The sequence below is a fragment of the Rhodococcus sp. CX genome (assembly GCF_015865005.1).
Classification (GTDB): domain Bacteria; phylum Actinomycetota; class Actinomycetes; order Mycobacteriales; family Mycobacteriaceae; genus Rhodococcus.
Window position 1 is genome coordinate 7,900 of the sequence record NZ_JADZGH010000216.1, and the last position, 4,792, is coordinate 12,691.

At 67.8% G+C, this 4,792-nt stretch carries 5 protein-coding genes and 1 rRNA gene; 3 read left to right on the top strand and 3 right to left on the bottom strand.

The window, feature by feature from the left end; translation table 11 throughout:
- The first annotated feature begins 118 nt into the window (after window positions 1-118).
- Together mce and I0Q12_RS23750 are read left to right on the top strand one after the other, a co-directional pair.
- Window positions 119-604 carry a methylmalonyl-CoA epimerase gene (gene mce / locus I0Q12_RS23745; RefSeq protein WP_197255316.1) on the top strand — a complete coding sequence of 162 codons (486 nt, stop codon included), beginning with the start codon at window positions 119-121 and terminating at the stop codon, window positions 602-604.
- 74 nt (window positions 605-678) lie between these two features.
- Window positions 679-1,728 (top strand): hypothetical protein, encoded by a 1,050-nt coding sequence (locus tag I0Q12_RS23750; protein WP_197255318.1) that lies wholly within the window; start codon window positions 679-681, stop codon window positions 1,726-1,728.
- Between the two features lie 33 nt (window positions 1,729-1,761).
- On the opposite strand, the gene I0Q12_RS33695 is transcribed toward I0Q12_RS23750, so the two are convergent.
- On the bottom strand, window positions 1,762-2,070 hold the full coding sequence (locus tag I0Q12_RS33695; RefSeq protein WP_231611306.1) for an ATP/GTP-binding protein: 309 nt from the start codon (window positions 2,068-2,070) through the stop codon (window positions 1,762-1,764).
- Window positions 2,071-2,072: 2 nt separating this feature from the next.
- Window positions 2,073-2,747, bottom strand: coding sequence for an endonuclease NucS (gene nucS, locus I0Q12_RS23755; RefSeq protein ID WP_197255320.1), 675 nt, complete (start codon window positions 2,745-2,747; stop codon window positions 2,073-2,075).
- A 58-nt stretch (window positions 2,748-2,805) separates the two neighbouring features.
- Between nucS and I0Q12_RS23760 the strand changes: the two genes are divergently transcribed.
- Window positions 2,806-4,359 (top strand): adenylate/guanylate cyclase domain-containing protein, encoded by a 1,554-nt coding sequence (locus I0Q12_RS23760; protein ID WP_197255322.1) that lies wholly within the window; start codon window positions 2,806-2,808, stop codon window positions 4,357-4,359.
- 150 nt (window positions 4,360-4,509) lie between these two features.
- On the opposite strand, the gene rrf is transcribed toward I0Q12_RS23760, so the two are convergent.
- Window positions 4,510-4,626: ribosomal RNA gene (gene rrf / locus I0Q12_RS23765) — 5S ribosomal RNA — on the bottom strand.
- Between the last annotated feature and the right edge of the window lie 166 nt (window positions 4,627-4,792).

Genomic DNA, 4,792 nt, shown 5'->3' on the forward strand with positions numbered 1-4,792 from the left:
TGGTCACGGGGAATTCCTCCGAGGTCTCGAGGAACAGCAGCCTGGCGCGTTCCTGGGGTTGTGCCGGAAGCGACCTCCCGGCGTGATCTGATCTAACGTTAGCGCTACCGTCTAGAACATGACTGAGTCGTCCTCCCATTCCCCCGCAACCGGCGCCGTGCTGGCCTCCGGCCTCGTCACCGCCATCGATCACGTCGGCATCGCGGTGCCCGACCTCGACGCCGCCCTCACCTGGTACGCCGAGAACCTCGGCCTGGTCTCCACCCACGAGGAGGTCAACGAGGAGCAGGGCGTGCGCGAGGCGATGCTGTCGGTGCCCGGTTCCCCCGAGGGTTCCACCGCGATCCAGCTCCTCGCACCGCTGAACGAGAACTCGACGATCGCGAAGTTCATCGACCGCAGCGGCCCGGGACTCCAGCAGCTCGCCTACCGCGTCAGCGATCTCGACGCCGTGTCGACCATTCTCCGTGAGCAGGGTGTGCGGCTGCTGTACGACGCACCGCGCCGCGGAACCGCCGATTCGCGCATCAACTTCCTGCATCCGAAGGACGCCGGTGGTGTGCTCGTCGAGCTCGTCGAGCCGGCCGCCGACGTTCACCACTGAGTCCTCGACGCGGCGCTTATCACAACGCGGGATCGCCCGCCGCCCGAGCCTCACCGACCGGGTAGATTGACGCCATGGTCTTCGATCGCGATCGCACCCCCAGCCATCTCCCGTTTTCCATCGTGCGCAAGGGCTTCGACCGCGACGAGGTGACCAACTACTTCGCACGGTTCGAGGCCGAGCTGCGGGTGACCGCGACCGACCGGGACGCCGCCGCGGCTCAGGCCCGCGACCTGTCCCGTCAGCTCGAGAACGCCCGCAACGAGATCGACGAACTGCGCAGGGACGTCGATCGGTTGTCGGTGCCTCCGACGACCGCCGAGGGGATGAGCGATCGCATCTCCCGGATGCTCCGGCTGGCGTCCGACGAGGCGTCCGAGCTTCGGGCGCGCGCGGAAGCCGAAGCGGCGGAAATGATCTCGCTCGCCGAGCAGGAAGGCATCCGTCTGCGCGGCGACTACGAAGCGAAGATCGCCGAGCTCGAGCGGCGGCGCGTCGCGTTCGAAGAGGAACATGCGGAGACGATGGCCGCGGCACGCGCCGAGGCCAATCGCATCATCGCCGCCGCCGAGGCGGAACGCGACCGGCTCGCCGCGGAAGCCGAAGCCAAGCGCGCACAGGTCCAGCAGGACTTCGAGATCACGATGGGCGAGCGTCGGTCCAAGCTGCTCGGTGCGCTCGACGAACTCGAGCGCACCAGCAAGGCCGAGGCCGACCGGCGCGTCGAGCAGGCGACCCAGGAAGCCGCACGACGTCTCGCCGTCGCGACCGAACAGTCGGAGCGCAAGATCGCCAACGCCCGCGATCTCACCGAGGAGCTGCGCGTGCTGCGCAGCCGGATCCTCACCCAGCTCGACGGGGTACGCGAGCAACTCGAATCCGTTCCGTCGATGCTCGCCGCGGTCACGCGGGAAGGCGAGCTGCTCGACCGCGACGGGCAGTCGACACAGGACGACCGCACCGACCGAGCGGAAGCCGACAGCGCAGGGTCGGACGATGCCGAGGCTTCGGCCCCCGAGTCGACGGCGAACAACGACCGGTCCGGCGACGAAACCGAGCGGATGCCGGCAGTGGCGGGCGATCGGGGTCGTTCCCCCGCGGTCACCAGCAAGGCACGCAGGTAGCCGAATCGCGCGTGTTCGACCCGCGTCCGGCGACTACGACCAGCGTCTCGTCGGACTGCGAGTCGCGCGTCCCGACCAGCATCCGGTGTGCCAGTGCCGGCGGTCGTCCGCGCCACCGAGCGCATCGGTCGACCAGGCGACCACATGCGCGGTGCCCGGCGCGATCTCGTGGTCGCATCCCGGGCACCGATACGACTTGGTCGCTCGCGACCCCGGCACCGTGCGTACGGTGAACCGTTCCGACTCGGCGCCCGCCGGCCCGTACTCGGTGCGGACGGTCGCGGACGCGTGCAGGTTCTGCCCGCGTTGCCGCGGCGGCTGAGCTCGGTTGCGGCGCGGCATGATCAGAACAACCGAAACTCGGTGCTCTCGGTTCCGCGCAACGCCTCGTAGTCGAGGACGAGGCAGCGGATGCCCCGGTCGGTGGCGAGAGTCTTGGCCTGCGGTTTGATCTGTTGCGCCGCGAACACGCCCGTCACCGGCGCCAGCAGCGGATCCCGGTTGAGGAGTTCGAGATAGCGGGTGAGCTGTTCGACCCCGTCGATCTCGCCGCGTCGCTTGATCTCGACCGCCACCGTGCCGCCGTCCGCGTCCCGGCACAGCAGATCGACCGGGCCGATCGCCGTCGGGTACTCCCGTCGGATGAGCGTGTACCCGGGGCCCAATGTATGGACGTGCTCGGCGAGCAGCTCCTGCAGGTGCGCCTCCACACCGTCCTTGATCAGGCCCGGATCGACGCCCAGTTCGTGACTCGAATCGTGCTCGATCTCCTCGATCGTGATGCGCAGTTGCTCACCTGCCTTGTTGGTGACCACCCACAGAGCCTCCGCGTCCTCGGTCGGCTCCTCGGCCATCCAGCACGGCGGGCTCATCCAGTTCAGCGGCTTGTAGGCACGGTCGTCGGCATGGACGCTCACCGAACCGTCGGCCTTGACCAGCAGCAGGCGTCGCGCCGTCGGCAGGTGTGCCGTCAGGCGTCCGATGTAGTCGACTCGGCAGCGGGCAATCACTAGGCGCACTCCTGCCACCCTAATGGATGCCCCGTGCCACGCACTAAACGACTAGTCTCCAACGACTATGCCCGTACGCCGTGCAAGTGACGCGCCACTCGGTTCCCCGATCCTCGGTGAGCCCGCCGAACCGGTTCGGCGGCAACGCATCCGAATCCAGACCCTGTTGACCTTCTCGCTGCTCGGCACGCACTTCCTCGGGGCGGCCATCGCCGCCGTGCTGATCAACGTGGTGGTCCCCGGCCCGACGGTGCTCACCCGCGAATTTCTCGTCGTCGTCGCCGTGATCGCACCCGTCTACGTACTCGTCGCGATGGTCGTCGGAACGGTGCGCGGCACCAGGCTCGGACTCGAGCAACTGCGCTGGGCGCTCGACGACCGGCCCCCGACCGACACTCAGAAGCGGGCTGCGCTCCGCCTGCCGTGGCGGCTCACCCTTCAGCAGGGAACGCTCTGGTTCATCGGATTGGTCCTGTTCACGACGTGTTTCGGCATCGTCGATCCGACGACGATCCCCAAGGTCTCCCTGACGATCACCCTGGCCGGTCTGACCGTGTGCGGCTTCGTCTACCTGTTCGGTGAGTTTGCGTTGCGCCCGGTAGCGGCCCGCGCACTCGAAGCGGGTGGGCCGGTGAACCGACGGCCGGCGAGTGCCGGCGGCAGATTCATGCTCGCGTGGGGACTGGGCAGCGCCGTCCCGATCGTGGGGCTGCTCCTGGTCGCGGTGTTCAGCTTCATCCGGCCCGTCACTCCCACCCGGTTCGCGGTGACGATCCTGACGATCGGCTCGATCGCGCTCGTCGTCGGTGCCCTGCTGATGTGGCTCAGTGTGCGCGCGAGCATCGCGCCCATCGAATCCGTGCGGGCCGGCATGACCCGAATCGAGCAGGGCGACCTCGACACCAGGGTCGTGGTGTACGACGGCACCGCCCTCGGCGAACTACAGGCCGGGTTCAATCGGATGGCCGAAGGACTGAGCGAACGCGAACGACTGCGAGACGTCTTCGGCCGGCACGTCGGACGCGAGGTCGCGGCGGCCGCGCTCGCCAATGCAGATGTCCTCGGCGGAGAAGAACGGGATGTGGCGGTGCTGTTCGTCGACATCATCGGTTCCACTGCGATGGCCGCGAGCCGACCGCCGGCCGAGGTCGTCGCGCTGCTCAACCGGTTCTTCGAGGTCGTCGTCGACGAAGTGCACCGCGCCGGCGGCTTCGTCAACAAGTTCGAAGGCGATGCCGCCCTGGCAATCTTCGGCGCACCCGTCGAAACCGACGACGCTGCCGGCTCCGCCCTGCGCGCCGCCCGCGAGATCGCCCTCCGCATCCTCACCGAGGTCCCCGAGTGCCGAGCCGGCATCGGCGTGGCCGCCGGACGGGCGGTCGCCGGGAACGTGGGGGCACGGGAACGCTTCGAATACACCGTGATCGGTGATCCGGTCAACGAGGCGGCACGGTTGTCGGAGCTGGCGAAGTCGGTCCCCGGAAGGGTCGCAGCCTCCGGGCGCGCCGTCGATGCCGCGTCGGATTCCGAAGGCGCACTGTGGACTCCGCACGATCGGATCGCTCTGCGCGGCCGCGCCGAAACGACGATCGTCCACATCCTCGCCCACCTCTCCGAGTGAGGGGGCAGATCGCCGTAGATCCGCGGGTGAATCCCAGCGACACACCGGCAGCCGGACGCACACTGTTGGTCACCGGCCGGGACCGGAACACCCGGACCCGGGAAAGCCGAAGACCCCCACCGGAATCGGTGGGGGTCTTCGGTAACGGGTGTTCGGCGGTGTCCTACTCTCCCACACCCTGTCGAGTGCAGTACCATCGGCGCAGACAGGCTTAGCTTCCGGGTTCGGAATGGGACCGGGCGTTTCCCTGTCGCTATGGCCGCCGTAACTCTGTGAAACTGTCGACACACTCACGCTTTTCGAGTGTGTCGACAGTTTCACAGAGTTGCTTTCCCCTCGAGGAAAGAACAGTGTTCACTCCGACACCCTCGCGCAGCGAGTGTGTGTGCTGTTTCAGATACCGCACAGTGGACGCGTAGCTTCTTCGTGGTAA

Coding starts and splice junctions, on each gene's coding strand:
- mce (WP_197255316.1), top strand. CDS start 119: ATGACTGAGTCGTCCTCCCATTCCCCCGCAACCGGCGCCGTGCTGGCC.
- I0Q12_RS23750 (WP_197255318.1), top strand. CDS start 679: ATGGTCTTCGATCGCGATCGCACCCCCAGCCATCTCCCGTTTTCCATC.
- I0Q12_RS33695 (WP_231611306.1), bottom strand. CDS start 2,070: ATGCCGCGCCGCAACCGAGCTCAGCCGCCGCGGCAACGCGGGCAGAAC.
- I0Q12_RS23760 (WP_197255322.1), top strand. CDS start 2,806: ATGCCCGTACGCCGTGCAAGTGACGCGCCACTCGGTTCCCCGATCCTC.